The following is a 25,545-nucleotide window of genomic DNA, read 5'->3' as shown; positions in this document are numbered from 1 at the left end:
GCTTCTGTGCGTTTCCGCAATGCAATTGCGGGCGCATCGGCGCTGCTCGTGGTTGCGGCCGGCACCATCGTGCCCGCAGCCATGGCATCTGCCACGCCCCGTATCTCCCCCGCCGCCGCGTCCACCGGCGAATGTGTCCCCTCCGCAGGCCTCGGCGCCCCCGGTGGCGGCGTCGAAGCGAAGCCCGTCGACAGGAACGTCAGCGTCTTCGTGGGCGGCGATTTCCACATGAAGGCCGGCGTCGAGATGGAAGGCCAGCTGGTTGTGGCCGGCGATGCCACCTTCGACAAGAACTACCTCCTCGGTGCGGTGGGGGTCGGTTCGGGCCTCTCCCCCGTTGCCGGAACGAGCGGGCTGCGTGTCGGCGGCGATCTGCAGCTCGCCGCGAATGTGACGATGGCCACCTGGGCAGCGAACGGCAGCGCCAGCGCTCCCCTCGACGCGACCGTCGGCGGCTCGATCACCGGTGCGGGCAAGCTCGACGCGAGCGGCGGCTCGGTGACGACCGGCCTCGGCAAGGACGCCGCCCTCGGCGACCCCTACGCCGCTTGGTCTGCCACCAACCCCGCGGCGCTCCAGACGTATGCGGATCGCATCACCACTGCAGCCGACACGGAGTACGTCACCGGTCTGAAGAACGACTGGTACCTCACCCTTCGCGGGGACGGCACGCACAAGCGTCACGTCTTCGAGGTGGACGCCGCCGAGGTCAACAAGAACAGCTTCTCGGTGAAGTACGAGAACATCCCGGTGGATGACATCGTCATCATCCGCGTGACCGGCAGCGGCCCGATCAAGCTCGGCGTCGACAACCAGTTCGGCGGAGCAGACGGCAACACGATGCTCGACATCTCCGGTGCCGAGTACGGCGCGCGCGCGTCGCACACGATGTGGATCTTCCCCGACTCCACCGACATCACCATCGCCGGCGGCCAGCCGGCTGGTTCCATGCTCGTGCTGAACCCGGCCTCCACCCTCACCAACAAGGCGAACGGCATCAACGGCCGGCTCTGGGCTGCAGGCAACGTGGTGCAGGACCTGGGCACGGGCAGCGAGTTCCACGCGTTCCCGTTCCTCGGCGACGACGAGTTCACCTGCGAGCCCCCGACCGACCCGACCACGCCGGAAGTTCCGACGACGATCGACTCCCTCGCGGACATCGCGATCCAGGCCGCGAAGTGCACCACCGACGGCACCGTCGTCGACCCCACGGTCACACTCCCGGCGAACACCGCCGACGTGACCTACACCCTCACGGGTAACGTCACGGCCGGAAGCACCGTCACGGTCACCGCGACCACGACCGGTGACACGATCTTCGCCGACACCATCACCGGCTGGATCATCTCCGACGATCGCAAGACCGCCACCCAGACGATCAAGCTTGCCGCGATCGACTGCACGAAGCCGATTGAGCCGACCACGCCCGTCGAGCCGACGACTCCGGTTGAGCCGACCACGCCCGTCGAACCGACCACGCCCGTCGAGCCGACGACTCCGGTTGAGCCGACCACGCCCGTCGAACCGACCACCCCGGTTGAGCCGACGACTCCGGTCGAACCGACCACCCCGGTCGAACCGACCACCCCGGTCGAACCGACCACCCCGGTCGAACCGACCACCCCGGTCGAACCGACCACCCCGGTCGAACCGACCACCCCGGTCGAACCGACCACCCCGGTCGAACCGACCACCCCGGTCGAACCGACCACCCCCGTCGAGCCGACCACCCCGGGAATCCCCGCCGTTCCGGAAGCAGGCGGAGCACTGCCGGCAACCGGCGCACCGGACATGGGCCTCTGGACGGTTCTCGGATCGCTCGTGTTCGCGGCAGGAGCAGTTCTGCTCGCGACGCGACGGATCCGCGCTCAGCGCTGATCGCAGAATGACGAGTTGAGGGGTGGGCACCTTGGTGCCCACCCCTCAACTCATGCACCGGACATGGGTGTGCCGACGACATCGACCGGGATAGGGTCGATTGCGTCAGCTCGGAGGAGGCATCATGTCCACACCATCACAGCCCGATGACCAGGCCACGAACGCCGGTGCAGCAGCATCCTGGCCGAACGCGCCGCAGCACGACCAGCATTCCTCCGCACCAGAGCATGCGGCACCTCACGCGGCGCAGCAGGGGAATTCACCCGCCGCTGCCTCTCCGCAGTGGCCAGGCCACCCCGGGGCGACGCAGCCTTCGGCGCCTTCGCCGCAGTATGGCTCTGCCCAGCAGTACGGCTCCGCACCACAGCAGCATGACCCTGCCCAGCAGTACGGCTCCGCCCAGCAGTACAGCTCCGCACCACAGCAGCATGACCCTGCCCAGCAGTACGGCTCCGCCCAGCAGTACAGCTCCGCACCACAGCAGTACGGCTCCGCGCAGCAGTACGGCTCCGCCCAGCAGTACGGCTCTGCGCCACAGCAGCACTATGGGGCGATGGATGCGTCGGGGACTGCACCGGCCGCCGCAGCGGATCCGGTGAAGAGGCGAGCAACCGTCGGGATCATCCTCGGTGCCAGCACGGTCGTCCTGGGCCTGGTGCTGTGCGTCCTCCAGACGGTCCTGCTGCGCGTGCTCATCCAGAACGGGAACTATGAGGCGTACGGCGTCGTCACCGCCGCGATCAGCTGGCTCAGCGTCCTGGCGATGGGGGCTTTGGGAGTGATCGCTCTCATCCTCGGTCTCAGCGCCGCCAAGAGTGGACAGCACCAGGTGCGCTCAGGAATCGCGATCGGTGTCGGAGCGCTGGCCTCCGCCGGAGCCGTCATCACATTGATCGAGTTCCTGCTCAACTTCGCACTGGCAGGGTTCTGATCCTTCCCCGGATCAACGTCTGATCCGAGCCCGGATCTACACCTGAACTGGCTCAGCCGTCGATCAAGGTCTGCCCCGGCCACGGCCTTGCCGGCCACCGGGTCAACGGCTGACCCGCAGGCGGCCACGGCTGCCCAGGCGCCCGTCAACGTCTGCCCACGCCCCAATTAACGGCTACCCAGCCCCCGATCAACGGCTGATCCCGTCCTCGATCACCATCCGAGTGAGGACGGGATCACCCACTCCGCGGCCTCGCTCCGAATCAGGTGGATGCGGGCCGCGGAGAACCGGCGGCCCTAACAGCGTCCACGAGTTCCCGCCACGGTCCCGACAGGTTGGCGTCGGAAACCACCTGCTCATGCTGATCATCATGAAGCTGCACGCGGATACGCCAGACGAAGCGATCTGCGCCCCGCTGCGTGCTGCTCTCGTTTCCCCAGGGGCAGCGCTCGATGAGAAGGGCCCAGTTCGGTGATTCCGCCGGAGACGGCGCAACCGTCCACATCCGCGGAGCGCCGGTGATTCCGCCGCTGCGCACCACGGTGATCAGAAGACCAGTCGCCCCGTCCTCACCAGTGACGGACTCGGGGTCCTCACTCCGACGCCCGACCATTGCCCGACCTCACATTCACGCCCACCGTCGTCCACGCCGTGCGGAGAGCCTGCGCCACCGAACGGTCGACCGTGCCGGCTTCGGCGAGTGTGGCCTCGGCGAACTCCGAGAAGGTGGCGTTCGTCCGCAGCCCGCGGGAAAGCGCGCGATACCAGACACCTCCGGCCGTCTCCCAGGCTTTACCCCCGAGCTCTCGCGCGAACAGCGCGAATGCCCGGTTCGGTATGCCGGAATTGATGTGCACTCCGCCATTGTCCTCTGATGTGCGCACGAAAGCGCTCATGTCAGCCGGTTGCGGATCGACACCCAGGTCCGGATCGTCATAGGCGGTGCCGGGATGCAGCATCGACCGCAGCGCGACGCCTTTCACCGATGGCGTGAAGATCCCCGCGCCGATGAGCCAGGTGGCCTCGTGCGCCGTCTGATCAAGCGAATGCTGTTCGGTCAGAGCCCCGAAGACGTCGGCGATCGACTCGTTCAACGCGCCCGACTCTCCCTGATACTCGAGCTCGCCGGCATGCTGGATGACCCCGTGCCCCAGTTCGTGTCCGATGACGCTGAGGGATGCGGTGAAGCCCCGGAACACCTGCCCGTCTCCGTCGCCGAACACCATGCGCTCACCGTCCCAGAACGCGTTGTCGTACTCGGATCCGTAGTGCACCGTGGCATCCAGGCGTGAGCCGAGGCCGTCGATCGAGTTCCGGTCGAACGCTTCGAGGAGCATCTGGAAGGTGCTCCTCAGCCCGTCGTACGCCTGGTTCACGGCGACGTCGGCAACGGGGGCGTCGCCTTCGCTCCGTACCAGCACCCCGGGCAGGGTCTCGGCCCCCTGCGCATCTCGGATGGTGCGGTCCGGCGCTGATTCCACGGATGCCACGAGCGATCCGTTCTCGTCGATCGAGAGCTCCAGCTGCGCCCGCCGCTCGGCCGGCGCTCGGCCGACAAGTGTCTGACGTGCTGCCCGCGCGGCGTGCGGGAATCGGTCCGATTGTGCGAGCCGGTCGAGCAGATAGGAAGGCACGATCCCCTGGTGACGCCCCGCGCACGCCCTTCGATCAGCGTTGTTCAGGTTCAGCATGTCGTCCTCCGCTCGCTGTGGTGACCTGACCATACGCCGGGGTTCCGACAGCGGGAGGAGGGTTGTGCACAGCGACGGAACACATCACCGTGCGCGAGCCGAATCCGGTTTCGCGAATGCGGCACCGCTCGGCTGCGCGAGCACGTGCCGGTGGATGCGACGAGCAGCGCCCAGCCGCCACACGGCGCGGGGCGGGCTCCGATGGAACCCGCCCCGCGTACGCGTCTGCCGGTGTCAGCCCTTGAGGAGCTGGCGCCCGACGATCTCGCGCATGATCTCGTTCGTGCCGCCGTAGATGCGGTGCACACGGGCATCGACGAACGCGCGCGCGATCGGATACTCCATGATGTAGCCGTAGCCTCCGTGCAGCTGAACGCCCTGGTCCAGGACCTCCCACTCACGCTCGGTGGCGTAGAACTTGACCTTCGCGGCTTCCTCCGGGGTGAGCTTCTGCTCGCCGTACAGCAGGATCGCGCGATCGACGTAGGCCCACAACGCGTCCACCGTGGTGGCCATGTCGGCGAGGCAGAAGTAGGTGTTCTGGAAGGCGATGACCGGCTGACCGAACGCCTCCCGGCTCTTCGTGTAGTCCACCGTCCACAGCAGACCGGCCTCGGCAGCTGCGGCCGCCGCGACACCGATCGACAGGCGCTCCAGCGGAAGGTTGCGCATCAGCTGCACGAATCCGTGGCCCTCCGCACCGCCGATGAGGTTGGCGTCGGGGACGAACACGTCCGTGAAGCTCAGCTCAGCAGTGTCGTGACCCTGGAAGCCCATCTTGTGCAGCTTCTTGCCGTGATCGAAGCCCTCCATGCCGTTCTCAATGAGAACGAGGCTGAACGCGTCGGGGCGATTGCCCTCGCCGGTCTTGACGAAGGTCACGACGACATCGGCCGTTGCACCGGAGGAGATGAAGGTCTTCGCGCCGTTGACGATGTAGCCGCCGTCGACCTTCTTCGCCGTGGTCTTGATGCCGCGCAGGTCTGATCCAGCGCCCGGCTCCGTCATCGCCAGGGCGCCGATGATCTCACCCGTCGCCATACCCGGCAGCCACTTCTGCTGCTGCTCGGGGGTGCCGAAGTGAGCCAGATACGGAACCGCCAGGTCGTCCTGGATGCCGAAGGCACCGGCCAGCGAGCCCAGGCCCGCCTTGATCGTCTCCTCGTTCACGATCGCGCGGAAACGGTAGTCGAACAGCATGCCGGCACCGCCGAACTCGTCCGGCACGGAGAGTCCGATGATTCCCGCTTCTCCCGCAGCGAGCATCGTCGCGCGGTCCACCTGACCGTCGGCGTCCCACTTCTCGCGCGCCTCGTTGGTGCCGTAGCGCTTGATGAACTCCTTGACGACGTCGCGGAACGACTCGTGATCCTCGTCATAGATGTTGCGGTCCATCGGGCTCCCTTTCTGACTCCTCGGTGCGATCGACAGCGATCACCCGATTCGCGAGTCTAGGCGAGATTCCGCACCGAAAACAGGGTTTGGTGGGATTCCGTTCCAGATTTCGGGGAACTCGGTTCCAGGCTTGTGGAAAGTCTCCACACCGCTCGGCGAGGGTCGCGATCCGGGCTCAGGAGGTGTAATCGGGTGCCGCGGGCAGGCCGAAGAACTCCTCGAGCGTGTGGAATCCGCCGTCGTGATACGCCGCCGCCAGCTGGGGTCCGATGTAGCGCAGGTGCCACGGTTCGGCTTCGTAGCCGACGACGTCGTAAGCGCCCTCCTCATAGCGGACGATGAACCCGTAGCGCCAGGCGTTCTCGCTCACCCAGGCCGATGTCTCCGTGCCCCCGAAGGATTCGATCGAACCGCCCGGCAACTGCACATCGACCGTGGTTCCGAGCTGATGTTCGCTGAAGCCGGCACGTGCGCTGGTGCGTTCCGCGGACTGCCCTTCAGCGGCGAGCTGACGATCGTGGTTGCCCACCTGATACGAGTAGGAGCGGTAGCCACTGTTCGCCACGATGTCCGACATCCCCGCCGCGGACGCGTCAGCGACCATGGCGACGAATGCGTCGGCCGAGTTCTGGCGCATTAGCTGCCCGCCGGAGACGGACACGAGGTCGCCCGGCTCCCATTCGAGGGGCTGGATCGGGCGGAGCTTGTCGACGACCACCCAGGCGCGAGACGGATCGTCCAGCGAGAAGCACGGCGCAGCCCCGTTGGCGATGGCCTCTCGCACGGCGCTCCCGCCGCCGGCCGCCGTGATGGCCGCCTCATCGGCGGCGGAGGCCAGAGCATCCGCGACGCCCGGACGATCGCACACCCCGGCGGATGCCACGGGGTTAGCGACAGCGAACTCGGGCACCGGAAGCGATGCCACACCCTGCGGCCGCGGCAGCACCCCGGAGGTGAGATCCGCGCCGATCGGTGCATCGCCGCCCGCGGGGTTCGCGTCGTCGAACGTCTCAGCGACCGGCTGTGACAGAGCGGCCTGACCCGTCACACCGATGCCCACACAGACGACTGCCAGCGCGACGACCCCTGCGGCCAGGAGGACCGAACGTCGCCGCGCTTCCCGCGCGCGATGGCGCGCGATCGGCGAGAGCATCTGCATCACTCCAGTATGTGCACAGGTGCCGACGTTTTCGCACCTTTCCACACCATGGGATCCCTGAGAGGATCCTCATCCGTCCGCAGGGAGGCGTCAGCGGGCCGGCGCCGCGAAGAACTGCTGCAGGGAGCTGTACCCACCGTCGTGGACAGCCCGGGCGATCTCGGTCCCGACATATCGCAGATGCGCCTCACGGCCCGTCATCGTCGTGATCCAGCCGTACTGCCAGGCGTTCTGCGTCAGCCAGGCTCCTTGGCTCGTCGTCGCGATATCCGCACCCGCGCCACAGTCACCGCTGGTGCACGCGACCACGTCGACGGCGAGGCCGGTGCGGTGCTCGGCGGCGCCGGGATCCGCGGCGCCGGACTGATCCGTGTAGCCAGCCGTCAGCGCGATGTCACCGCCACCGGCGGCATCCAGCGCCCGATGCAGATGATCGAGGGACTCCGCGGCCTCGGCGCGCAGGCGGGTCCCGGCGATCGATGGCGTCTCGGGGACCACGAGGTCGGACGGCGACCACCCGGACGGCACCGGCCGCGCTGCATCGGCAATCACCCAGATGCGGGCGGGGTCAGCCAGATCGATGCAGTCCGCGCGCGCGGAGACGACGGCCGCACGCAGGGCTGCGCCTCCACCGGCCGCAAGGACCATTCCACCGTCGTCGTCGGCGGCGCTGGCCTCACGCATGGTGGGCAGATCGCAGATCTGCCGTGCTGCCACAACCGAGCGCACCTGCGGTACGGGGAGCGCGGATACCGGGTCCGGCCAGGGCTGCGTGATCACGGACGGCTCGGCCGCGGCATCCGCACCGCCGGCTGCCGCAGCCACGGCGGTGGCGATGAGTGCGGAGCCACCGATGGCCATGGCGAGGAGCACGGCGCCCCGCCGCGCAGCCATTCGTCGCGATGGGCGCGACCGACGTGACGATGAGTGCTGCATGAGAATTCCATCATCTCGTGGGCTTCGGACATTCCCAGAATCGGACGCACCGTCATCGGGGTGGGAGGATCAGAAGATGGGAATGCAGCGCGCCATCACCTACGACCGGACCGGGGATCCCGGTGAACTTCACCTCTCCGAGGTCGCGGTGCCGTCGCCCGCGGCAGAACGCGCACTCCTGGAGGTCCATGCCGTCGGCATCAATCCGTACGATGTGAAAGTTCTCACGGGGCAAGCGCCCCGAGACACCCCCTTCCCGCGCGGGATCGGCAGCGATGTCGCCGGGATCGTCCGCGCCCTGGGGGACAACACGGGCGGGCTGCACGTCGGCGACGCGGTGATGGGCTGGGGGCTCAACACCCTCCGCGAGCAACTGGTCGTGCGCACGAGCAGCGTCACACTCATCCCCCCGGCACTCTCCCTCGACACCGCCGCGGCCCTCGTCACCCCGTCGATCGCCGCTACGGCATGCCTGCGGGCAGTCCCCCTGTCGGCAGGCGACATCGCCCTTGTGCCGGGCGCCAGCGGATCCGTCGGCTGGCTGATCGCCCAGCTCGCACTGCGCGCAGGCGCTCGTGTCATCGGCACCTCGGGCCCGGGCGCACGTGACCGGCTGGCGGCCGCCGGCATCACCCCGATCCCATACGGCGAGAGCTTCGCCGGCGCACTCAGCGACGCCCTGAACGGCGCCTCACTGACCGCCGTCCTCGGGGCCGCCGCGGGCGATGCGCTCCGCGCAGGCCTCGCGGCGGGAGCAGAGCCCGGCCACGTGGTGACGCTGGCGGGCGAGGATCTGGCGCAGGAGTTCGGCGTCATCTCCGCGGACACCACGCACCGCTCGATCGAGCAGGTCAGCATGGTCGCCGAGCTGGTTGCAGCCCGGGAGATCGAGTTCAGCGTGGCGGCCACCTATCCACTGGCGGATGCGCCCGCTGCCTTTGCCGCCGTCGCTTCGGGCCACGGCGGCAAAGTGGTTGTCCATCCACAGCAGTAATTCGTACACATTTTCGAATGTAGCTTGACATCTTCGTCGGACTTCTGTTCTATTGCCGTATGCGTTGGCAGGGACAGGAACTCGGAGTCGCGGATACGGCTGCTCTCCCGGGGATGGAGACGATGGATGGCCTGGTTCGCTCGGTGACGACACCCGAGTTCGCCGGCATCACCTTTCACGAGGTGCTGTGCAAATCCGCACTCAACCGGGTGCCGGTGCAGTCGCGGATGCTCTTCGAATGGACGGTGAACCCCTACCGCGGCTGCTCCCACGCCTGTGTCTACTGCTTTGCCCGGGGCACCCACACCTACCTGGATCTGGACGGCGGACGCGACTTCGACACCCAGGTCGTCGTCAAGGTCAACGTGGCGGAGGTCCTTCGCCGCGAGCTCTCCCGGGGATCCTGGCAGCACGGCCAGGTGAACCTCGGCACCAACACCGATCCGTATCAGCGCGCCGAAGGACGGTACGCACTCATGCCGGGCATCATCAACGCCCTGACCGAGAGCGGAACACCGTTCGCAGTGCTCACCAAGGGCACGCTTCTGCGGCGTGACATCCCTCTGCTGACCGAGGCGGCGGAGCATGTCGACATCGACATCGCCATGTCGATCGCCGTGTTCGACGATGCACTGCAGCAGTCCATCGAACCGGGAACACCCACAACCGCCGCCCGATTGGCGACAGTGCGCGCCGCGGCCGACGCGGGCTTCCGCGTGCGGGTCTTCCTGATGCCGATCCTCCCCCATCTCACCGACTCGATGGAGATGCTCGACGACGCACTGTCTCGCATTCGTGCCGCCGGGGCGAGCGAGGTGGTGTGGGGAGCGCTGCATCTTCGTGCTGGCGTCAAGCCCTGGTTCTTCGAGTGGCTGGAGCGCGAGCACCCCGAGCTCCTCTCGTCCTACCGCGGCCTGTTCCCGGGCGTCTCGACATACGCGCCCAAGGGGTACCGCCAGTGGCTCGCCAAGCGCATCCGCCCCTTGATCGCCGCGCATGGTCTCCGCGCTCGTGCCGACGAGGATTCTCCGGAAGCGCCCCGTCGCTCATCTCTCACCCCGGTGCGACTGGTGCAGCGGCCGCCTCAGCCCGCAATGCTGTTCTGAGACGGGATGCTCACCACCCCGAGAAACGGCGCTGCGCCACCCCTCACGGAGTGGCGCAGCGCAGGAGACGCAGGCGTTACGAGCCAGCAGCGGACGCTCGACTCAGGCGTCCTTGACGACCGAGATGTCCAGGTTGATCTTGATCTTGTCGGAGACCAGCCATCCACCGGACTCCAGAGCCACGTTCCAGGTGAGGCCCCACTCCTTGCGGCTGATGGCGAGGTCACCCTCGAAGCCGGCCCGCAGGGCACCGTTCTGGTCAGTGTGCACACCGCCCACCTCGACGTCGATCGACACCGGCTTCGTCACACCCTTGATGGTGAGGTCGCCGTGCAGCGTGAACTCCTCGTCATCCTTGACAGAGATGCCGGTCGAGTGGAACTCCATCGTGGGGAACTGCTCCGCATCGAAGAAGTCGGCCGAACGCAGGTGGTTGTCACGGTAGTCCTGGCGGGTGTCGATGCTGGCGGTCTGGATGACCACATCGACCTGCGCCTCGTTCTCGCCGGTCACGTTGATGGTGCCCGAGAAGTCGTCGAAGCGACCGCGGACCTTGGTGACCATGGCGTGGGTGGCGGCGAAACCGATGGCAGAGTGCGCGGCGTCGATGGTCCAGGTGCCGGCGATGGTGTCAAGTGCAGGAATTGTCATGTCAGGTGTCCCTCGTGTGGAAGATCAAGTGCGCGCGATCATCGCGTCAGTGGATGTGAACGAGGCTACGCGAACTTCTATTCCCGCGCATGCAGTTTTTCTGATTCTCTCCGCCCGTTCATCGGATTCACCCCGAGACGTCACAGGGCCGCCCCGGATCGGGGCAGCCCTGTGAGGTACGACGAACGGATGTCAGGCGGTGAGCTGCTCCAGCGTCATGCCGCCTGTGAGCTCGTCAAGGATGTCATCACCCGGACGAGCCTCCTCGAACGGCGCGGCGATCTCGGCGCGCTCCAGCAGTTCGGCGATGCGGCGCTTGCGCGCGCGGGTGATGAGTGTCACCACGCGCCCCGTGTTACCGGCGCGGCCCGTACGCCCGGAGCGGTGCAGGTAGGTCTTGTACTCGTCGGGGGCATCCGCCTGAATGACCAGATCGATGTCGTCCACGTGGATTCCACGGGCCGCCACGTCAGTGGCCACCAGCACGTTCGCCCGGCCGGACGACATCTTCTGCAGGTTTCGCGTTCGCTTGGCCTGGTTGAGGTCGCCGTGCAGCGCGACCGCGGAGATCCCCGCGTCCTCGAACTGCTCAGCGAGCATCTCGGCGTACGCGCGCGTACGCGTGAAGACGATGGTCTTGCCCTCTCGATCGACCAGCTCAGTGAGGATGTCGGCCTTGTCACGGTGCTCGATCACCAGGACGCGGTGCTCGATCGTTCCGGAGTTCTGGTCTTCGCCCGCCACCTCGTAGACGGCGGGATTCACGAGGAACTCGTTGACCAGGGCCTCCACCTCGGTGTCGAGAGTCGCCGAGAACATGAGCTTCTGGGCCCCGTCCGCGACCTGGCGCAGGATGCGCTGCACCGGCTCGAGGAAGCCCAGCTCGCACATGTGGTCGGCCTCATCCAGCACCGCCACCTGAACCTGCGACAGGTCCAGCTTGCCCTGGTTCACCAGGTCTTCGATGCGACCGGGCGTGCCGATGATGATGTCAACGCCCTTCTTCAGGGCGCCCACCTGGCGAGCCTGGGGAACACCACCGTAGATCTGCGTGGTGAACAGGCCGACCGAACGGGCGATCGGCTGGATGGTGCGGTCGATCTGCAGCGCGAGCTCACGCGTCGGAGCGAGGATCAGCGCCGAGGGTGCGCGACCGAACTCCCGCTTCACACCGGCCTTCGCACGCAGCACGGATTCCACGAGCGGGGCACCAAACGCGATGGTCTTGCCCGAACCAGTGCGCCCGCGCCCCAGGGTGTCGCGGCCCTCGAGAATCACGGGGATCGTGGCGGCCTGGATCGGGAACGGACGCTCCGCGCCGAGCTCACCGAGCACGCGCACGATGTTCTGCCCCAGCCCCAGGCTGTCGAACGTGACGTCTGCGACGTCGTCCGCCGTCACGGCTTCCGCGTTGAGACGCTCGCGAACGATGTCCTCGTTGTCCTGGAATGCCGCCTTCTTCGCGTCGGCGTTCCAGTCCGAGCGGTTGCCGGACGTGCGCTGCGGGCGGTCGTCGAAGGAACGACGCGGGCGGTCGTCGAACGACCGCGCGGGCCGCCCGTCGCGCTGCGGACGCTCGTCGCGAGAGAAGCGCGGGGCGCGATCCTCGCGCTGCGGACGCTCATCGCGGGCGAAACGTGAGCCCCGGTCATCGAACGATCGAACCGGACGGTGGTCGCGCGAAGAACGGTCTTCGAAGCGCGGGGCACGTGCGTCACGATCAAAGCGAGACGCACGATCGTCACGGGAGACGCGCTCGTCACGGAAGCGCGAGCCGCGGTCGTCGAAGGAACGGGCATCGCGGCCCGGGCGTGCAGCGCGGTCATCGAACGAACGCGACGGGCGGTCATCGCGGGAGAAGCGGTCACCAGAACGGGCACCACGGTCACCACGGGAGAAGCCACGGTCGTCACGGGAGAAACGGTCACCCGAACGAGCCCCACGATCATCACGCGAGAAACGGTCACTGGAACGGGCACCACGATCATCACGCGAGAAACGGTCACTGGAACGGGCACCACGATCATCGCGCGAGAAACGCTCGTCACGGGCGTGGCGAGCAGAGCGATCGTCCGAACGCCCGGCGCGGTTGTCACCGCCGCGGTTGGCGCGGAAATCCTCATCGCGACGAACGCGGCCGCTGCCGGCGTAGTCGTCGCGCAGATCGCCGCGGGTGGTGCGATCATCGCGACCGGAGCTGATGCGGACGGCCTCGTCGCGACCGGCCTTCTCGGCGGAGCTCCACCGGCGCTTTCCGGCGTTCTCAGCGGGATCGGAGTAGCCGCGGTGGCCGCGACCGATGGTCTTGGCTCCCTTGGACGCCTTGGCGCGCTCGCCGTAGCGGGGGTCGAAGTTCTTCGGAGCGCGTCCGCCCTGTCGGGTGTTCTTGGGCATGCGTGATTGACCTGTTTCGTAAGTATCGCCAGCGAAGTGGGGCGCCAATTGAGACGCTCACCATCGGCCACCGAAGCTCACACAGATCCGTGCAGACGGGGGCACGGTGCTCGAAGCCGACATTCCAGGGTACCCGTACCTCCTGTGCAGCACCTGTGGTCTATGATCCTGCCGTCCACACGTGGTTCCTGCAGCCTGCGCGCGTAGGACCCGCAGGGTCGTCGCCCATCCCGTGCAGGGTCAACTGCCCAGGGGGCTGGGTCACTCACCAGGTCAAAGTCACCCGCGGGGAGCAGGGCCCGTTACCCGGGGGGGGTTGGCTCACTCACCACGCGCAGCATCACTCATTAAGCGCAGCGTCACCCACCACGCGCAGCGTCACCCACCACGCGCAGCGCCACCTCACCACACGCAGCGCCACCTCACCATGCGCAGCGCCACCTCACCACACTCAGCGCCACCTCACCACACGCAGCGCCACCTCACCATGCGCAGCGTCACCCCACCATGCGCAGCGTCACCTCACCACGTGCAGCGTCACCCCACCACGTGCAGCGTCACCCCACCACGTGCAGCGTCACCCCACCACGTGCAGCGTCACCCCACCACGTGCAGCGTCACCCCACCACGTGCAGCGTCACCCCACCACGTGCAGCGTCACCCCACCACGTGCAGCGTCACCCCACCACGCGCAGCGTCACCCCACCACGCGCAGCGCCACCTCACCACACGCAGCGTCACCCCACTACACGCAACATCACCCACCAAGCGCAACGTCACCCGCCGAGCGCAAGAGTGAATCGTGTCATGCACGGCACGCCTCGCGCGGTGCTCCCCTAACATGGGGCGGGTGAGCCTTGATCCCACCGGTACCCAGATCCACCTCAGCATCGAGCGCGACGGCCGCGTCGTGACGGCGGACATCGGACAGGTGGGAGCCGTGCTGCGCGGCGTCACCGTGGACGGCGTCGACCTCGTCGCCCGCTTCCCCGAGGGAACGCCCGCGCCGAGCTGCTCCGGAACGGTGCTGGTTCCGTGGCCGAACCGGATCCGTGACGGACGGTGGACGCACGAGGGCGCGGTGCAGCAGCTTGCCATCACCGAGCCGAAGCTCAACAATGCGATCCACGGTCTGCTGCGCTACACGGCCTACGTCGTGAGCGAGTCGGATTCGTCCGTGACCCTGCGTGCCAATGTGGTGCCGCAGATCGGCTATCCGTTCCTGCTCGAGACCGCCGTCACCTACGCGCTCACCGCCGAGGGTGTCACGGTGACCCACGTGATCCGGAACTCGGGAGCCGAGAGCGCCCCGATCGCCATCGGAACCCACCCGTTCATCACCGTCGGAAACGCCCCGGCCGCCGAGCTCACGGTCACCTCCACCGGAGCCGAGCACATCGTCGTCGACGAGCGCCTGCTGCCGGTCGAGACTGCTCCCGTGACGGAAGAACTGGACCTCCGCTCGGGCCGCGTGCTCGCCGATCTGCACCTGGACACCGCATATGCCTCACTCGCCTTCGACGAGGACGGGCGTTCACGCCACCGCATCACCGATGCCGCCGGGAACTCCACCGTGCTGTGGCAGGACGAGCAGTTCGGCTACGTGCAGTTCTACACGGGTCGCGATTACCCCGGCCAGGACGTCGCCCTCGCCTGCGAGCCGATGACGGCGCCGGCCGACGCCTTCAATTCGGGCGAGGGCCTCATCTGGCTCGCTCCCGGCGAGACGTTCACGGGTTCCTGGGGCATCTCCTACGAGCCCGCCGTCTGATCCGCCGGGTGCCATGCGCACCCAACCGTGCGCGCGGATACTGGGATCACCATGACCGGACGTTCCACACCCCTCGCCGGAGGCCGCATCGACCTCGCCATCGACGTGGGCTTCGTCGCGCTGATGGTCGTGTGCGGCGCTCGGTACTTCACACGCCACACACTCGAGGGTGACGGTGTCATCGCTCTGATCCTCGCGATCGGTGCGACAGCGAGCTACGCGGTGGCCGTGATCGGCGGCGGAATCGGCCACGATGAACGATGGCGGCGCGGTGGAGTGCTCCTCGCCACGGCCCTCTGGGTGGGCCTCGCGGTCCTGGCGCCCTCGTTCGGCTGGTGCGCGTTCGCACTCTTCTTCGCGGTGCACCGGGTGCTCCAGGGCACGCGCGCACTCGTGCTGTCGACGATCATCGTGCTGGCCGTCAGCGCCGGGCTCTTCCTCATGTCCCGCGGCGACGATCTGGGCCTCGTGCTGGGCCCCCTCCTCGGGGGCATCGTGCTGTCTGCGGCATACGGCGCACTGGACCGCGCCCTCGCCGCACAGCGCTCCCTGAATGACGAGCTCCTCGCCGCACGCGATCAGCTCGCGGCATCGGAGCGGGAGGCCGGTGCGCTCTCGGAGCGGAATCGGGTCGCGGGCGAACTGCACGACACCGTGGTGCAGCGTACGGCCAGCGTTCTCCTGCTGCTGGAGTCGAGTCGCGACGGGTCGCCGGACGTCATCGAAGCGCGTGAGGGTCTGCGCGATGCACTGACGCAGACCCGCCGGGTCCTGCACGGGCTCGCAGCCCCGGCCGATGACCGTGAGCCGCTCGCGGCGACCCTCGCCCGGCTGGTGGACGACGCCCGGTCCGCAGACGCTGCCGGAGCCGAGTTCGCCGTGGTGGGTGTCCCGCGCGATGTCTCCGACACCACCGCGCACGCGCTCCAGCGCATCGTCCAGGAAGCACTCGTGAACGTGCGCAAACACGCTGCGGCGCAGCACGCGCGCGTCACGCTCACCTTCTTCCCCGAAGCGATCGGCGTCGACATCGCCGATGATGGAGCGGGCATCACCAGGACGACGGGCTCCGCAGACGGGGTGGGCCTGCGCGCGATGCGATGGCGCGCGGAGAGCCTGGGTGGATCTTTCACCGTCGGCCCCCTGGGCGAATCGGGAACCGTCGTCTCCGCCGTCATCCCCGATGCGGCTGTCGTGGAGGAGTCCTCATGATCCGGATCCTGCTGGTCGATGATCATCCCGTCCTGCGTCATGGCATGCGAGCCCTGCTCGGCACGCAGCCCGACCTCGCCGTGGTCGCCGAAACGGGTTCGGCCGCGGAGGCGATCACGCTGGCCGCGTCGGCTGATGTGGCACTCATCGATCTCGATCTCGGGGCCGACGTGCCCGGCGGCATCGACGCCGCGGCCGCCATCCGGCGCTCAGGGGCGCCCACACGTGTGCTGATCTTCACGGCGTACGACTCGGACGCCGACATCGTGCGCGCACTGGACGCCGGTGCGGTGGGCTACCTCGTCAAGGACAGCCGGCCCGACGAGCTGTTCCGCGCGATCCGATCGGCCGTGAGTGCGGATCCGGGCGTCGCGTCATCGCTCACCGCCTCGATGATCGAACGCGCTGCCGTCACCGACGAGACACTGACCGCGCGTGAGCTGGAGGTCCTCTCCCTCGCGGCAGCGGGTCTGTCCACGCGCGAACTCGCCGCCCGGTTGTTCGTGAGCGAGGCGACCGTCAAGACGCACCTGCACCATGCCTTCACCAAGCTGGGGGCGGAGAACCGGCAGGCAGCGATCGCGATCGCTGTGAAGCGGGGTCTGGTGCGCATCTGAGGTGGCGCTCAGCAAGCATCAACCGATCGGTTGATGTCGGGACCGGTGGGCGGTTCTTAGCGTGGGACATGTCCATCGCGGCTCGACCGCCGCCACCTCTGGAGGATCCCTCATGGCTTCCCGTCTTGCACCACTCCGATCCGCGGTCATCGCCGCAGCCATCCTCGCTGCAGGGGCTGCCATCGCGCTCCCGGCCACCGCCTTCGCGGCCGCGCCTGCCGCACCTCACACCGTCACCGTCGATTCGCCGTCGGCCGTCCTGTCCGCCACCCCGTGGGAGACCACCGGCGCCGTCGACCAGGACGGCACCCCCGTCGCGCTGACCGACCCCGCCGTCGCCAACTTCGTCGGCTGGGCCTACTACGACGCCGACGGAACCTTCCGCATGTACAACCTCGACGACACCCCTAAGATGCACGGCGACTGGAGCATCGACCCCAACGGCGAAGCCCGCACCATCACCGCCAAAGACGACACCGGCGCCGCCCTCTTCACCCGCACCGTCCCCCTCGTCACCCTCACCACCGAAGAATTCACCTACCGCGTCACCCCCGACGCGAACACCCCCGACGTCTACTACGACATCATCCACACCCCCACCGACCACCCCGAACCCACCACCACCACGCCGTCGTCGATCCTGGCCGCCACCCCGTGGGAGACCACCGGCGCCGTCGACCAGGACGGCACCCCCGTCGCGCTGACCGACCCCGCCGTCGCCAACTTCGTCGGCTGGGCCTACTACGACGCCGACGGAACCTTCCGCATGTACAACCTCGACGACACCCCTAAGATGCACGGCGACTGGAGCATCGACCCCAACGGCGAAGCCCGCACCATCACCGCCAAAGACGACACCGGCGCCGCCCTCTTCACCCGCACCGTCCCCCTCGTCACCCTCACCACCGAAGAATTCACCTACCGCGTCACCCCCGACGCGAACACCCCCGACGTCTACTACGACATCATCCACACCCCCACCGACCACCCCGAACCCACCACCGCGCCCGTTCCCACCGCACCCGTTCCCACGGCGACCGCGCCTGTCGAGGTGACCTCGGCATCGCCGAGCGCGACGACAGCTCCCGAACTCGCGGAGACCGGCTCGGCGATGCCCGTGGCGCTGATGTCCGTGGGTGTCGCGGCCGCGGCCGCAGGTGCGGGAGCACTGGTGGTGCGCCGCCGCCGCGCTCAGGGCTGAGTTCACAGATGGAAAACGCCGCTCCGAACAACATCGGAGCGGCGTTTTCCATCTCTCACTTACTTTTCGCCGCGGTTTCTCCGCTCGCGACGGGTGAGCGGGTGCTCATCGTCCGCCGCGGACTTCTGACCTTCGAGACGAATGCGCGCGACGTCGGCGGCGGGAAGGGTGTATCCCGCTTCCTCGTCAGTCGCCAGCGCATAGTCCCCCGTGGTCGCGACGGAGACAGCGCCAGTGCGCACCGGACCGCTCGGCCCGGCTTCGGTCTGCGCTCCCTCCCGCTTCGCGCGGCGGCGCTCCTTGGCCCCCTCGACGAGGTTGTACAGCGTCGGCAGCACCAGCAGCGTGAGGACGGTGGAGGACACCAGACCACCGATCACGACGATCGCGAGTGGCTGTGAGATGAACCCGCCGTGGCCCGTGATCCCCAGCGCCATCGGCGTGAGAGCGAAGATCGTGGCCAGCGCAGTCATCAGGATCGGCCGCAGACGCATCGACGAGCCCGTGAGCGTGGCGTCATGAGCGCTCAGCCCGCGCGTCCGGTACTGATTGACAAGATCCACGAGCACGATGGCGTTCGTCACCACGATGCCGATCAGCATCAGCACACCGATGAGCGAGGCCGCCCCCAGCGGCACGCCCGTGGCGAGCTGGAGCAGCACCGCGCCGGTGGCGGAGAAGGGCACCGAGATCAGCAGCAGCAGCGGCTGTCGCAGCGACTTGAACGTGGCCACCATCACGATGTAGACGATGAGGATGGCCGCCAGCATCGCCAGCCCCAGCTGCGAGAACGTGGTGGTCAGCTGCTCGGTCGCACCGCCGATCGAGTACGCCGCGCCCTCAGGCAGCGAGACGTCCTCCAGGGCCTTCGCGACAGCACCGCCTGCGGCGTTGAGGTCGTCCCCGGACGGCGTGACACTCACCGTCGCGGTCCGCTCGCCCCGCGCCGTGGTGATCGATGCCGGGCCATCGGCCTGGTCGACCGCCGCGAGCGTGGACAGCGCCACCGGACCCATCACGGTGGGAACGAGAGTGTTGCGCAGTTCCTCGATGGTCGCCGGCGGGTTCGCGGCCGCGACGTACACGGTCACGGTGCTGCCATCGATCTCGACGCTGCCGGCCTGCTGCGGGCGCATGAGGTTCGAGACGATGCCACCCACGGCCGCTTCGCTGAGTCCCGCGGCCGCTGCCTTGTCGCGATCGACGGTCACGGCGATGTACGGCATCGATGCGGCGAGGTCGCTGGTGACCTGGCCCACGCCGTCCACACCCTGCAAGCCCGCCACGACGGCGTCGGAGGCCTGCTGCAACGTGCCGGCATCGGGTGCCGTGATCTCCACCGTGATATCGGAGGAGCCGATGCCCTGCGAGGCCGTCATGGTGATCTCGCCGACATCGCTCAGTGCGTCCACGGCCTTCTGCACATCCGCGCGGACCTTCTCCTGGTCGGCGTCGGAGTCGGTCGTGATCGAGTAGGTCACACCACCCGAGCCACCGGAGAACGCGTCGCGCAACGCGGATCCGGACGATCCGATCGACACCTGCACGGTCTTGACGCCGGCGACGTCGATCACCGCCTGCTCCACCTTCTCCGCCGCAGCCTGCTGCACGTCGAGGCTGGATGCGGTGCCGACCTTCTGCGACATGGTGAAGGTGTTCTGACCCGAGTCGCCGAAGGTGGTGAACTTCATCAACGGCGCCAGGGCGAAGGTGCCGCCCATCACCAGGACCGCGACGATCAGAGTGACCGCGGAGTGCTTGAGCGTCCAGCTCAGGATCGGCAGATACGCCTTCTGCAGGCGCGACGGAGGCGCTGCGGGGTCCTCCGGGTCGATCGGAGCACCGTGCTCGTCCAGTACCGGCTTTCCCGGCTTCATGAACCAGTAGGCGAGCACCGGCACGATGGTCAGCGCCACGAACAGCGAGGAGAGCATCGCGATGGTGATGGTCATCGCGAACGGTCGGAAGATCTCGCCGATCATGTCCCCGACGAACGCGACCGGCAGAAAGACGGCGACGGTCGTGATGGTGGACGCGGTGATCGCGCCCGCCACCTCGCGCACCGCCAGCAGGATCGACTTCGCCCGGTCGGCGTCGCCCACGAAGTGCCGTTTGATGTTCTCGATCACCACGATGGAGTCATCGACCACGCGGCCGATGGCCATGGTGAGGGCGCCCAGGGTGAGGATATTCAGCGAGTAGCCGAACGCCTGGATCCCGATGAAGGTGACCAGCACGCTGGTGGGGATGGAGATCGCGGTCACCAGCGTGGAGCGGACGGAGAACAGGAAGAGGAGGATGATGAGCACGGCGAAGACGAGGCCGAGCAGGCCCTCCTGGGCCAGCGACTCGATGGACTGCGTGATGTAGGGCGCCTGATCGAAGATCACGGTGAACTTCGCGCCGCCGAGCTGCTGTTCCAGGTCCGCGAGCGCACCGTTCACGGCCTTCGAGACGTCGACGGTGTTGGCCGACGGGAGCTTGCTGATGGCGATGGTCAGTGCGTCCTGGCCGTCCACGCGGGACAGCGAGGTGACGGGGTCGGTGGCCTCCGCCACCGTGGCCACATCAGCGATGGTCTTGATGCCGGCGGCGATCTGCTCAGCCGAGGTGGGAACCAGCGGAAGGCCGGCGATGTCGTCGACGGATGTCAGCTTCGCCCCGGACTGGACGGTGAGGGTCTGCCCGTTCTCCGTGATGTCGCCGCCCGGGAAGAGGATGCCGTTCTGCTTGAGAGCGTCGGTGATCGCCTGCTGCGAGTATCCGGCCTGGGCCAGCAGGACGGGATCGGGTGTGATCGTCACCCGCTGTCCCGAACCGCCCACGATGGACGCAGAGGCCACACCGTCGAGGTGCTCGAGCTTGGGCACGGCGATCGTGCTCAGCTGATCCTGCAGCTTCGCCGCGTCCTGGCCGTCCGTGCCCACGGCAAGCTGGATGACCGGAAGGTCGTCGAAGGAGATGGACAGCACCTGCGGCTGCACACCGGTGGGCAGCTGCGACGAGATGCGGTTGACCGCCTGCTGCACCTTCTGCTCGGCGGTACCGAGGTCGGTGCCGTAGGCGAACGACAACTGGATCATCGACGCGTTGGTCGTGCTTGTCGCCGTGCTGGATTCGAGGCCGGGGACCGACTGCACGGCCGTCTCGATCGGAGTGGAGACGTCGGCGCTCACCACATCCGGCGATGCGCCCGGATAGGTGCTGGCCACGAGTAGCGCGGGCAGCTGAACCGACGGGAACAGCTCCTGCTTGAGGTTGACCAGCGCGAGCCCGCCGAAGACGGCTGCCACGATCGTGATCAGCGCGATGAGAGCGCGGTTGTACAGGCTGAGGACGGCGAGTTTCGACACGGACTCTCCCTGAGAGGGCCCCCGCCGTCAGCACGGAGGGGGCGATTATCGGGTCGCGCGAGCGCGCCGTGCCAGTATCCCATGGGCATCTTGCACGATTCCCAGTCGCGCCACAGCCTCAGAGCGCGCCGGTGAGCGCGAGGCCCGCCGCCGCGGCGCCCAGACTCAGCACGAAGGTGCCGATCGTGTTGCCGATGGCGGCGATCCAGCGTTTGGTGGCCAGCATGGACGCGGCCGCTGCACACACCGAGCTGAAGGTCGTGTACCCGCCGAGGAGTCCGGTGCCGAGTACCCAGCCGGCCTCGCTGGCGCCGAATGCCCCGGTGACGAGGCCCAGTGCGAACGATCCGGTGACGTTCACGAGCAGGATCCCCCAGGGGAAACGGTGACTCCAAGGCAGGGCGAGCACTTCGATCCCCCAGCGCAGCACCGCTCCGGCGCCGCCGGCGACGCCGATGAGGAGAAGAAGCAGCGGGCTCATGCCGCCCTCCCGCCCCGGCCGAGGCGAAGCCCGGCGAATGCGGCGATCACGCCCAGCACGACGGTGAGCACCGCGGTCCAGAACCACAGCGGGCTGGCCGCATGCACGGCCAGGGCGCTGTATGTGGTGAAGCCGCCGAGCAGTCCCGTGCCGAGGAGCAGGCGGACGCGACGATCGCGCTCGCTCGCGCCCCGGCGCAGCATCACGCCGGTGAGAAGGCCCAGAGCGAGCGCTCCGGCGACATTCACCACGAGCAGGCCCCACGTCTGCCACCAGGGGGCCGTGGGCAGCAGCAGAAGAGTGCGCAGCGCCGTGCCGGCCGCCCCTCCGGCGAACACCAGTGCGGCATCCGTCCAGGAGAGTGCGGGGCGTGGCATGTCCCCACGGTACTTCCTCCCGTTTCATCGTGCGCACATGGGCCCCTCAATGGCGATGGGGGTCCCGTTGCGCACGATGAAGCGTCAGGAGAGGTTGACGCGCACGTACTCGCGCAACGCGTCGCGCACGAAGGCCGCACCGGCCTCCCCGCCGTAGTTCGCAGCGAAGCGCGGATCGGCGACGTACATCTCCCCGAGTCCGAGAAGGTATCCCGCGAGGTTTCCTCCGTCGGCCGCCGGAGTTCCGGGAACCGAGCTGAGCCAGGCGACGTGGCGCGCGGCGAGGTCCTGGGCGACCGGGGATGCCGGGTCCGTGCCGGATTCGGCAGCCGCGGTCCAGTCACCGCCGAGCTGTGCGGTGCGACGCTGCCAGTCGGCACGGTCCTCGGCCCTCATCCCCCGCCACCAGCGGTCGGAGCTCGCGTAAGCCTCCTTCCCCCAGCGCTCCTCCACCTCATCGCGATACTGCGTGTGGTCGAATCCGTCCAAGGCGTTCTCAGCCATCAGGGTCTTTCCTTCCTGTCGGGCATGGATCGTGGTCTGCACCGCCCGGATCTGCCGATCCAGTCGTTCGCGCTCCGCCTCGAGGAACTCCAGGTGCGCGCTGAGGGCACTGTGCTCGGGCACGTCGCGATCCAGCACGTCCGCGATCTGCGTCAGCCCGAGTCCGAGCTGACGCAGCAGCAGGATGCGCTGCAGGCGCACGAGGGCGTCCTCGTCGTAGTGCCGGTAGCCGTTCGCGGCGATCCGCGTCGGCGGGAGCAGTCCGATGTCGTCGTAGTGACGCAGCGTTCTGCTGGTGGTGCCGGCGAGCTTCGCCAGGTGCTGAATCGACCAGTCCATGCGTGTTTCTTCCTTCCGCATACGACGGTAAAAGCTTCCGTTGCGTCAATGTCAAGCGTCACTCGGCTGGGAATTCCCCGATCACGTTTCCACTCGCGATATATCGTGTTAGTGTTCCAACACGCGATATATCGCGAACAGATTCAAGGAGAACATCATGGCCGAGAAGTGGCTCATCCAGCCGGGTCAGACGCGCGTGATCGACATCGCCGCCGAGCCCCGCATCAAGATCGGACTGGTCGGCGGGCAGGTCGATGTCGTGGCGCACGACGAACCCACGGTGCGCATCGAGGTGCACGATGTGACGGTCAAGGACCTGCGCATCGAGGTGACCGACGGTCTGATCGAGATCGATCACCCGCAGCTGCGCTGGGACAACTTCCTCGAGGTCTTCCGCAACTTCGGCGGCGGAGGACCGAAGGCGGAGGTCTCCGTGGCCGTGCCGCGGGACATCGCCCTCACGCTCGGCGTGGTCAGCGCCGGCGCGCTGGTCACCGGTCTCACGCGCGATGCCAAGATCAACACCGTCTCGGGCGACATGCTGGTGGACGGCCACGACGGCAACCTCACCGCCAACGCGGTATCCGGCGAGATCCAGGTGCGCGGACTGAACGGTGACTTCGGCGCCAACAGCGTCTCGGGCGATGTCGCCGTGACCGGCGAGCTGCGCAAGGTGCTCGTCGACACGGTGTCCGGAGACGTTTCGGTCGATGGTGAGGGTGAGCTCTACGCGGTCAACGCCAACACGGTCTCGGGCAATGTCACCGTCCGCCTGGATGAGGGACGCCCGGCCAACTTCATCACCCGCACCGTCAGCGGACGCGTGCAGATCGACGGCGTGCTGCGCTCGAAGTCCGGCCCATCGAACGTCACCGACACGGTCGGCGACCTCAGCGGCTCCTTCCTGGACCTCAACGTGAACACCGTCTCGGGCGACGTCACCGTACTGCGGCGGCGCATCGAGGCCTTCGAGGCCCCCGCCTCCGCGGACGAGGGATCCCACGCACGCCACGACATGCCCACCGGCGAGCCGTTCCGCGCCAGCGATGGCGAGGCGACCGCGCCCGGCGAGACCGCCGACACCGACGGCGAGGCCCGCTGATGTCCCCGGTCTTCTCCCACGGCGACCTCCGCCTGTACCTCCTGCGCCTGCTGGATGAGGAACCGCGTCACGGCTATGACCTGATCCAGGCGCTCACCGACCGGACCGGCGGCACCTACACCCCGAGTGCCGGCACCATCTACCCGCGCCTCGCGAAGCTCGAAGATGAGGGCCTGGTGACCAAGACCGTCGACGGACGCAAGACGGTGTACGCCATCACCGATACCGGACGCGCCGAGGTCGCCGCCCGCGCCAACGATCTCGAAGACATCGAGTCCGGCCTGGCCGACTCGGTTCGCCTGATCGCCGATGGCGTCAGGGCGAGCGTCAAGGAAGCGATGCGAAGCCTGAACGCGGATCTCGCCGCGGCTGCCCGCATGGAACGCGAACAGGCGAAGACCGCGCCACCCGCGCCGGATTCCCGCGGCGAGAGCCGCCAGCAGTTGCAGCGCCTGGACGCCGTCGTCAACGAGTTCCGCGGCCGCGTCCGTGCGGAGACCCGCACATTCGTCGCCCGCGGCGGTGTGCTCGATTCCGCGGTGGTCGATCAGCTGGCGGCCGCGCTCGACGCCGCCGGTCGTGACATCACCCGCGCGCTGCATCGCTGACGGGCCGGAGCGCGCCCCGTCTCGCGGCACGGTCACTGACCGCGGACGCGAGGCGGGCGCCGCCGCCCGCGCCGATCTGCGCACTTCCGCGGGCCGACGCCCTCCGCGATGTCGCGCCGCGTGCCGGCCGGTTCACGCGCTCGCCGGTCACGCGCTCGCCGGACGAGGCCGGCGAGACGCACCGAAGCGGGATTCAGGCCTCCGGAACCAGAGGCTGATCGGCCGGCACGGGCTTCGCGTTGGGCACCACGAGGATGCTGCGGGCCTGCCGGTGGCTGAGGCGGGCGGCGACCGATCCGTTGAAGAACTCGCGCAGCGACTCACCGAGACCGGGCCGACGCGTGCCGACGACGATCAGCGAGGCGTCGAGGTCGTCCGCGAGGCCCGCGATAGCAAGAGCGGGGTCGCCGGAGAGCTGCCTCACCGTCCAGGTGACGTCGTGATCGACGAGCACGTTGGCGCATTCGAGCTCGACCGCCTCGGCATCGGCAGCCACCGCCGCGGAAGCGAGCTCGATGTTGGCGGTGGGCACCATGCCGGTCGGATCGTCGAACCCGAGATACCGGCCCACGTCCACTGTGACCACGACGAGAGGGACGCGGAAGAGCTCGGCGAATCGCGCGGCTTCCTTCACGACACGCGGCTGCTGCCCTGCCACCAGACCGACGACCACCGCGCCGCGCAATTCCGCATCGCTGCGATCCCCGACGGGACGGTTCTCATTCATCGTTCCTCCTCCTTCCACCGGAAGGATGCCTCCGGCAGCGGTTCGGACGGTGCAACCGCCGGGGGCGGCGGCGCCGCGTGATATCCTGGATTTTACTCTTACCGGTCAAGTAACCGGT

The 25,545-nt window shown here is 68.0% G+C and carries 22 protein-coding genes; 10 read left to right on the top strand and 12 right to left on the bottom strand.

All coding sequences use genetic code 11. The features are described from left to right. Window positions 1-6: 6 nt before the first annotated feature. Window positions 7-1,878 (top strand): choice-of-anchor A family protein, encoded by a 1,872-nt coding sequence (locus ACIQJ5_RS13060; RefSeq protein WP_402844617.1) that lies wholly within the window; start codon window positions 7-9, stop codon window positions 1,876-1,878. Between the two features lie 124 nt (window positions 1,879-2,002). Then, on the top strand, window positions 2,003-2,809 hold the full coding sequence (locus ACIQJ5_RS13055; protein WP_402844614.1) for a hypothetical protein: 807 nt from the start codon (window positions 2,003-2,005) through the stop codon (window positions 2,807-2,809). A gap of 262 nt (window positions 2,810-3,071) precedes the next feature. Here ACIQJ5_RS13055 and ACIQJ5_RS13050 read toward each other — a convergent pair whose 3' ends face one another. From ACIQJ5_RS13050 to ACIQJ5_RS13030, 5 genes are all read right to left on the bottom strand, one after another. Then, the gene (locus tag ACIQJ5_RS13050; protein WP_402844890.1) at window positions 3,072-3,314 is read right to left on the bottom strand and encodes a protealysin inhibitor emfourin; all 243 of its coding nucleotides are present in this window, start codon (window positions 3,312-3,314) and stop codon (window positions 3,072-3,074) included. Window positions 3,315-3,402: 88 nt separating this feature from the next. Beyond that, window positions 3,403-4,446: a M4 family metallopeptidase gene (locus ACIQJ5_RS13045; protein WP_402844888.1), complete on the bottom strand. Its 1,044-nt coding sequence runs from the start codon at window positions 4,444-4,446 to the stop codon at window positions 3,403-3,405. Window positions 4,447-4,734: 288 nt separating this feature from the next. Then, window positions 4,735-5,895 carry an acyl-CoA dehydrogenase family protein gene (locus ACIQJ5_RS13040; protein ID WP_402844611.1) on the bottom strand — a complete coding sequence of 387 codons (1,161 nt, stop codon included), beginning with the start codon at window positions 5,893-5,895 and terminating at the stop codon, window positions 4,735-4,737. Window positions 5,896-6,070: 175 nt separating this feature from the next. Beyond that, window positions 6,071-7,054, bottom strand: a complete 984-nt coding sequence (locus ACIQJ5_RS13035) for a M15 family metallopeptidase (RefSeq protein WP_231092886.1) — start codon at window positions 7,052-7,054, stop codon at window positions 6,071-6,073. A gap of 90 nt (window positions 7,055-7,144) precedes the next feature. Then, complete coding sequence (locus tag ACIQJ5_RS13030; protein WP_402844607.1) at window positions 7,145-7,948, bottom strand: D-alanyl-D-alanine carboxypeptidase family protein; 804 nt, start codon at window positions 7,946-7,948, stop codon at window positions 7,145-7,147. A 118-nt stretch (window positions 7,949-8,066) separates the two neighbouring features. On the opposite strand from ACIQJ5_RS13030, the gene ACIQJ5_RS13025 reads away from it, so the two are divergent. Both ACIQJ5_RS13025 and ACIQJ5_RS13020 read left to right on the top strand, forming a co-directional pair. After that, the gene (locus ACIQJ5_RS13025; RefSeq protein WP_231092888.1) at window positions 8,067-8,984 is read left to right on the top strand and encodes an alcohol dehydrogenase catalytic domain-containing protein; all 918 of its coding nucleotides are present in this window, start codon (window positions 8,067-8,069) and stop codon (window positions 8,982-8,984) included. Between the two features lie 59 nt (window positions 8,985-9,043). After that, window positions 9,044-10,090: an Rv2578c family radical SAM protein gene (locus ACIQJ5_RS13020; protein WP_231092889.1), complete on the top strand. Its 1,047-nt coding sequence runs from the start codon at window positions 9,044-9,046 to the stop codon at window positions 10,088-10,090. A 102-nt stretch (window positions 10,091-10,192) separates the two neighbouring features. Here the strand turns inward: ACIQJ5_RS13020 and ACIQJ5_RS13015 are convergent, their stop codons facing one another. Both ACIQJ5_RS13015 and ACIQJ5_RS13010 read right to left on the bottom strand, forming a co-directional pair. Further along, window positions 10,193-10,741 carry a YceI family protein gene (locus ACIQJ5_RS13015; protein WP_231092890.1) on the bottom strand — a complete coding sequence of 183 codons (549 nt, stop codon included), beginning with the start codon at window positions 10,739-10,741 and terminating at the stop codon, window positions 10,193-10,195. Window positions 10,742-10,933: 192 nt separating this feature from the next. Continuing rightward, on the bottom strand, window positions 10,934-13,135 hold the full coding sequence (locus ACIQJ5_RS13010) for a DEAD/DEAH box helicase (protein ID WP_402844602.1): 2,202 nt from the start codon (window positions 13,133-13,135) through the stop codon (window positions 10,934-10,936). Window positions 13,136-13,985: 850 nt separating this feature from the next. Here ACIQJ5_RS13010 and ACIQJ5_RS13005 point away from each other — a divergent pair. The 4 genes from ACIQJ5_RS13005 to ACIQJ5_RS12990 all read left to right on the top strand — a co-directional run bounded on the left by ACIQJ5_RS13005 (window position 13,986) and on the right by ACIQJ5_RS12990 (window position 17,936). Then, window positions 13,986-14,906 carry an aldose 1-epimerase family protein gene (locus ACIQJ5_RS13005; RefSeq protein WP_402844599.1) on the top strand — a complete coding sequence of 307 codons (921 nt, stop codon included), beginning with the start codon at window positions 13,986-13,988 and terminating at the stop codon, window positions 14,904-14,906. A 51-nt stretch (window positions 14,907-14,957) separates the two neighbouring features. Further along, the gene (locus ACIQJ5_RS13000; RefSeq protein ID WP_231092893.1) at window positions 14,958-16,118 is read left to right on the top strand and encodes a sensor histidine kinase; all 1,161 of its coding nucleotides are present in this window, start codon (window positions 14,958-14,960) and stop codon (window positions 16,116-16,118) included. Further along, window positions 16,115-16,735 carry a response regulator transcription factor gene (locus ACIQJ5_RS12995; protein ID WP_231092894.1) on the top strand — a complete coding sequence of 207 codons (621 nt, stop codon included), beginning with the start codon at window positions 16,115-16,117 and terminating at the stop codon, window positions 16,733-16,735. Before ACIQJ5_RS13000 ends, ACIQJ5_RS12995 begins: the two co-directional genes overlap by 4 nt. A 112-nt stretch (window positions 16,736-16,847) precedes the next feature. Beyond that, window positions 16,848-17,936: a DUF4822 domain-containing protein gene (locus ACIQJ5_RS12990; protein WP_402844594.1), complete on the top strand. Its 1,089-nt coding sequence runs from the start codon at window positions 16,848-16,850 to the stop codon at window positions 17,934-17,936. Between the two features lie 59 nt (window positions 17,937-17,995). On the opposite strand, the gene ACIQJ5_RS12985 is transcribed toward ACIQJ5_RS12990, so the two are convergent. The 4 genes from ACIQJ5_RS12985 to ACIQJ5_RS12970 form a co-directional block, all read right to left on the bottom strand. Then, window positions 17,996-21,289 carry an efflux RND transporter permease subunit gene (locus tag ACIQJ5_RS12985; protein WP_231092896.1) on the bottom strand — a complete coding sequence of 1,098 codons (3,294 nt, stop codon included), beginning with the start codon at window positions 21,287-21,289 and terminating at the stop codon, window positions 17,996-17,998. 118 nt (window positions 21,290-21,407) lie between these two features. Beyond that, window positions 21,408-21,770, bottom strand: a complete 363-nt coding sequence (locus tag ACIQJ5_RS12980; protein ID WP_231092897.1) for a CrcB family protein — start codon at window positions 21,768-21,770, stop codon at window positions 21,408-21,410. Continuing rightward, window positions 21,767-22,147, bottom strand: a complete 381-nt coding sequence (locus tag ACIQJ5_RS12975) for a CrcB family protein (protein ID WP_402844589.1) — start codon at window positions 22,145-22,147, stop codon at window positions 21,767-21,769. Before ACIQJ5_RS12975 ends, ACIQJ5_RS12980 begins: the two co-directional genes overlap by 4 nt. An 84-nt stretch (window positions 22,148-22,231) precedes the next feature. Further along, window positions 22,232-22,990 (bottom strand): MerR family transcriptional regulator, encoded by a 759-nt coding sequence (locus ACIQJ5_RS12970; protein ID WP_231092899.1) that lies wholly within the window; start codon window positions 22,988-22,990, stop codon window positions 22,232-22,234. 157 nt (window positions 22,991-23,147) lie between these two features. Between ACIQJ5_RS12970 and ACIQJ5_RS12965 the strand changes: the two genes are divergently transcribed. Together ACIQJ5_RS12965 and ACIQJ5_RS12960 are read left to right on the top strand one after the other, a co-directional pair. Further along, window positions 23,148-24,092: a DUF4097 family beta strand repeat-containing protein gene (locus tag ACIQJ5_RS12965; RefSeq protein ID WP_402844586.1), complete on the top strand. Its 945-nt coding sequence runs from the start codon at window positions 23,148-23,150 to the stop codon at window positions 24,090-24,092. Next, window positions 24,092-24,700: a helix-turn-helix transcriptional regulator gene (locus tag ACIQJ5_RS12960; RefSeq protein WP_402844583.1), complete on the top strand. Its 609-nt coding sequence runs from the start codon at window positions 24,092-24,094 to the stop codon at window positions 24,698-24,700. The genes ACIQJ5_RS12965 and ACIQJ5_RS12960 overlap by 1 nt, the downstream gene beginning before the upstream one ends. A 193-nt stretch (window positions 24,701-24,893) precedes the next feature. On the opposite strand, the gene ACIQJ5_RS12955 is transcribed toward ACIQJ5_RS12960, so the two are convergent. Further along, window positions 24,894-25,427: a universal stress protein gene (locus ACIQJ5_RS12955; RefSeq protein ID WP_402844580.1), complete on the bottom strand. Its 534-nt coding sequence runs from the start codon at window positions 25,425-25,427 to the stop codon at window positions 24,894-24,896. Window positions 25,428-25,545: the final 118 nt, after the last annotated feature.

It is taken from the genome of Microbacterium sp. GXS0129, assembly GCF_044769785.1.
In the GTDB taxonomy this organism is placed as follows: domain Bacteria; phylum Actinomycetota; class Actinomycetes; order Actinomycetales; family Microbacteriaceae; genus Microbacterium; species Microbacterium nymphoidis.
The sequence above is the reverse complement of the archived record's forward strand: the minus strand, read 5'-3'. Positions and strand labels throughout refer to the sequence as shown.

Coding starts and splice junctions, on each gene's coding strand:
- ACIQJ5_RS13055 (WP_402844614.1), top strand. CDS start 2,003: ATGTCCACACCATCACAGCCCGATGACCAGGCCACGAACGCCGGTGCA.
- ACIQJ5_RS13050 (WP_402844890.1), bottom strand. CDS start 3,314: ATGTGGACGGTTGCGCCGTCTCCGGCGGAATCACCGAACTGGGCCCTT.
- ACIQJ5_RS13040 (WP_402844611.1), bottom strand. CDS start 5,895: ATGGACCGCAACATCTATGACGAGGATCACGAGTCGTTCCGCGACGTC.
- ACIQJ5_RS13035 (WP_231092886.1), bottom strand. CDS start 7,054: ATGCAGATGCTCTCGCCGATCGCGCGCCATCGCGCGCGGGAAGCGCGG.
- ACIQJ5_RS13030 (WP_402844607.1), bottom strand. CDS start 7,948: ATGGCTGCGCGGCGGGGCGCCGTGCTCCTCGCCATGGCCATCGGTGGC.
- ACIQJ5_RS13025 (WP_231092888.1), top strand. CDS start 8,067: ATGGGAATGCAGCGCGCCATCACCTACGACCGGACCGGGGATCCCGGT.
- ACIQJ5_RS13020 (WP_231092889.1), top strand. CDS start 9,044: ATGCGTTGGCAGGGACAGGAACTCGGAGTCGCGGATACGGCTGCTCTC.
- ACIQJ5_RS13015 (WP_231092890.1), bottom strand. CDS start 10,741: ATGACAATTCCTGCACTTGACACCATCGCCGGCACCTGGACCATCGAC.
- ACIQJ5_RS13010 (WP_402844602.1), bottom strand. CDS start 13,135: ATGCCCAAGAACACCCGACAGGGCGGACGCGCTCCGAAGAACTTCGAC.
- ACIQJ5_RS13000 (WP_231092893.1), top strand. CDS start 14,958: ATGACCGGACGTTCCACACCCCTCGCCGGAGGCCGCATCGACCTCGCC.
- ACIQJ5_RS12995 (WP_231092894.1), top strand. CDS start 16,115: ATGATCCGGATCCTGCTGGTCGATGATCATCCCGTCCTGCGTCATGGC.
- ACIQJ5_RS12990 (WP_402844594.1), top strand. CDS start 16,848: ATGGCTTCCCGTCTTGCACCACTCCGATCCGCGGTCATCGCCGCAGCC.
- ACIQJ5_RS12980 (WP_231092897.1), bottom strand. CDS start 21,770: ATGAGCCCGCTGCTTCTTCTCCTCATCGGCGTCGCCGGCGGCGCCGGA.
- ACIQJ5_RS12975 (WP_402844589.1), bottom strand. CDS start 22,147: ATGCCACGCCCCGCACTCTCCTGGACGGATGCCGCACTGGTGTTCGCC.
- ACIQJ5_RS12970 (WP_231092899.1), bottom strand. CDS start 22,990: ATGGACTGGTCGATTCAGCACCTGGCGAAGCTCGCCGGCACCACCAGC.
- ACIQJ5_RS12965 (WP_402844586.1), top strand. CDS start 23,148: ATGGCCGAGAAGTGGCTCATCCAGCCGGGTCAGACGCGCGTGATCGAC.
- ACIQJ5_RS12960 (WP_402844583.1), top strand. CDS start 24,092: ATGTCCCCGGTCTTCTCCCACGGCGACCTCCGCCTGTACCTCCTGCGC.
- ACIQJ5_RS12955 (WP_402844580.1), bottom strand. CDS start 25,427: ATGAATGAGAACCGTCCCGTCGGGGATCGCAGCGATGCGGAATTGCGC.